This window comes from Actinocorallia libanotica (assembly GCF_039525175.1).
GTDB classification, from domain to species: Bacteria; Actinomycetota; Actinomycetes; order Streptosporangiales; family Streptosporangiaceae; genus Actinocorallia; species Actinocorallia libanotica.
In genome coordinates this window covers 1-2837 of record NZ_BAAAHH010000092.1, presented here as the reverse complement: position 1 = coordinate 2837, position 2837 = coordinate 1, and the positions used below count along the sequence as shown (strand labels likewise).

Below are 2837 nucleotides of genomic sequence, written 5' to 3'. Positions count from 1 at the left end.
GGTCAGGGCGCCGCGGTTTTTTGGGGCAGGGGGGCCGGATAGCCCCGCGCCCATCTCTCCAGTTTCTCTCCCCGGGCCGGTGGGAGCGCCGCCATGACGGCGGATGACCGATGCGCATAGAAGAGGAGACGGTTATGGCGGCTGAGCCCATCGGCGTCGGCCAACATGGCGAACACCTGGCTACCGAGATCGTGCGGATGCGCGGCCTGCGCGGCTGGGATCAGCGCACCCTGGCCGCCCGTATCACCGAGCACGGCCGCGCCCTGTCGGCGTCGGTGCTGGGCAAGGTCGAGGCGAAGAAGCGGCGCGTGGACGTCGACGACCTGGTGGCCATCGCGAAGGCCTTCGGGGTGCCGGCCTCCCGGCTGCTGGGCGAGGCCGACTACGACGAGCCGAAGCCCGAGCGCGTGCCCGGCGCGCTCGGCCTGCAGGTCGACGACGACATCGCGGCGCTGGGCGACCTGGAAGGGATGGCGCCCTCGCTGGCCGAGCTGGCCCGCGCCCTGGCCCGCGAGATCGACAGCGGCACGCTGTTCGACTCCCGATCGCTGCCCCCGCTGGCGCGTGAGCTGCGAGAGGTCCTGACCAAGCTGGCCGAGCTGGCCGCCGGTGAGGACGACGATGACGACGGCCTCGGCGACCTTGGCACCCCTGACTGAGACCGATGAGGACCTGTGGCAGGCGCCCCCGAGCTACGCCGCCGAACTGCGCGAGCTGTACGGGCTGGAGTGTCCGCCCTGGTGGGGCACGCCCCGGCGCACGGAGAACCCCACGCTGGGCCCGCAGGTCGCCAAGGTCATGACCGCGCTCGGCTACCCGCCGATGCCCTGGCAGCGCTACGTCCTGGACGTCGCCCTGGAGCTGAACCCCGTCACGGGACTGCCGATCTACCGCGAGGTCGGGATCTCGGTGCCGCGCCAGCAGGGCAAGACTCAGCAGATCCTCGGGGCGATGACGCACCGGGCGATGGCCTGGGCCCGCCAGAACATCACCTACGCCGCGCAGACGCGCACCATGGCGCGCTCCCGGTGGGAAGACGAGTTCCTGGCCACCATCGAAGAGAGCAGGCTGGCCAAGCGTTTCCGGGCCCGCAAGGGCAACGGCAATGAGGCCATCATCTGCCTGAAGACCCGCTCGCGGATCGGGATCACGGCCAACACCGAGGAGGCCGGCCACGGCCCGTCGCTGGACATGGGCATCATCGACGAGGCCTTCGCCCACCAGGACGACCGCCTGGAGCAAGCCTTTTCCCCCGCGATGCTGACCCGGCCGCGCGCTCAACTGTGGTGGGCGAGCGCGGGCGGCACCGAGAAGTCTGTCTGGCTGAACAAGAAGCGGGCCGCGGGCCGGGAACTGGTGGAGCAGATCTACGCCACCGGAGAGTTCCCCGCGGTGGCCTACTTCGAGTGGTACGCGCCCAAGTACCTCTCCCGCCTGGACCCGGAGACGTGGCGGATGTGCCTGCCCGCCCTCGGCCACACCGTCACCGAGGAGATCATCCGGGCCGAGCTGGACAAGATGGAAGACGCGGAGTTCGACCGCGCGTACCTGAACAGGACGCGCAAGGCGACGCCGCCGCCGGACCCGAACGTGCCGCGCGAGGCCTGGCCCAAGCTGACCGACAAGCTCTCCCAGGCCTCGGCCGACATCGCCCTGGCGGTGGACGTCAGCCCCTTGCGCAACTGGGCCTCCATCGGCCTGGCCTCCCCGCGCCCCGATGGGCGGATGCACCTGGAGCTGGTCGACCGGCGCGCAGGCACCGACTGGGTGGTGCCCGCCCTGCGGAAACTGGCCGACCTGCACAACCCCATCGCGATCGCCATCGACGTCCCGGCCCGCTCCCCGGCCGGGTCGCTGCTGGACGACCTCAAGGCCGCCGGATTCCGCCTCCCGGAGGAATCCGACAAGCCGAAGCGCGGCGACCTGGCGGTGCCGCGCATGGGCGACGTGACCGCGGCGTGCGGGCAGTTCGCCGACAGCGTCCGCCAGGGCGGCATCGTGCACATCGGCCAGCAGCAGCTGAACGCCGCCATCAACGGCGCCCGCACCCGCGCCCTGGGAGACGCCTGGGCGTGGCACCGGCGCGGCGCCCACGACGACATCACGCCGCTGGTGGCCACCACCCTCGCGCGGTGGGCGCTGCTGGCCCGCCTGCCCCTGCTCCGCCAGACCTACGACCCGCTCGCGAACATCCGGTGAGGAGAGACATGAAACGTGCGCTGGGCACCGCCGGGCATCTGGCCGGGCTGGGGCTGCGCTACGCCCCCGGCGCGGCCGGCGCGGCCCTGATCGCCTGGGGGATGGGGATGATCTGGCTGCCCCTGGGCGTCATCGTCGCCGGCCTCGCGCTGCTCCTGGTGGACCGGAGGATCCGATGAGCCTGTGGTGGAGCCGACGCGCCCAGCGCGAGCACTCGACCCCGACGACGTTCAACCAGCTCGCCGCGCAGCTGGCGGCCGCCCGGTCCTTCGCCGACGTCGACGTCACCGGATCCCCGGAAGGCGCGCTGCAGTCGACGGCGGTGTGGGCCGCGGCCGACCTCATCGCCTCCATCGCCTCCGAACTGCCCATCGACGTGCTGCGCGGGACCGGTGCCGAGCGGCGGGTGCTGCCCACCCCGGGATGGCTCCAGGACCCGGACGGCTCGGGGTACGGGCTGGAGGACTGGCGCTACCGCGTGATGATGTCGTGGCTGCTGCGCGGCAACGCCTTCGGCATGGTGCTGGCCCGCTCCAGCGCCGGGTACCTGCAGCAGGTCGACCTCCTGCCGCCGGATGCGGTGTCGGGGTGGCTGGAGGGCGGCCGCGTCCGCTGGGCCGTCAGCGGGCGGACCGTCC

General features: G+C 72.3%; 4 protein-coding genes. All 4 read left to right on the top strand.

The genetic code is table 11. The annotated features are described in order from the left end of the window. The first annotated feature begins 134 nt into the window (after positions 1–134). Positions 135–659, top strand: a complete 525-nt coding sequence (locus ABD140_RS39655) for a helix-turn-helix domain-containing protein (protein ID WP_344248187.1) — start codon at positions 135–137, stop codon at positions 657–659. Then, entirely contained in the window at positions 622–2199 is a 1578-nt protein-coding gene (locus ABD140_RS39650; RefSeq protein ID WP_344248185.1) for a hypothetical protein, read from the top strand. The genes ABD140_RS39655 and ABD140_RS39650 overlap by 38 nt, the downstream gene beginning before the upstream one ends. An 8-nt stretch (positions 2200–2207) precedes the next feature. Then, a complete protein-coding gene (locus ABD140_RS39645) occupies positions 2208–2378 on the top strand; it encodes a hypothetical protein (protein WP_344248183.1) in 171 nt (56 codons plus the stop codon). Further along, the coding region (locus ABD140_RS39640; RefSeq protein WP_344248181.1) for a hypothetical protein at positions 2375–2837 on the top strand (463 nt) is incomplete at its 3' end. The genes ABD140_RS39645 and ABD140_RS39640, both read left to right, overlap by 4 nt.

What these genes read in the sequence shown, in the direction of transcription:
- ABD140_RS39655 (WP_344248187.1), top strand. Translation starts at nt 135, where the DNA reads ATGGCGGCTGAGCCCATCGGCGTCGGCCAACATGGCGAACACCTGGCT.
- ABD140_RS39650 (WP_344248185.1), top strand. Translation starts at nt 622, where the DNA reads ATGACGACGGCCTCGGCGACCTTGGCACCCCTGACTGAGACCGATGAG.
- ABD140_RS39645 (WP_344248183.1), top strand. Translation starts at nt 2,208, where the DNA reads ATGAAACGTGCGCTGGGCACCGCCGGGCATCTGGCCGGGCTGGGGCTG.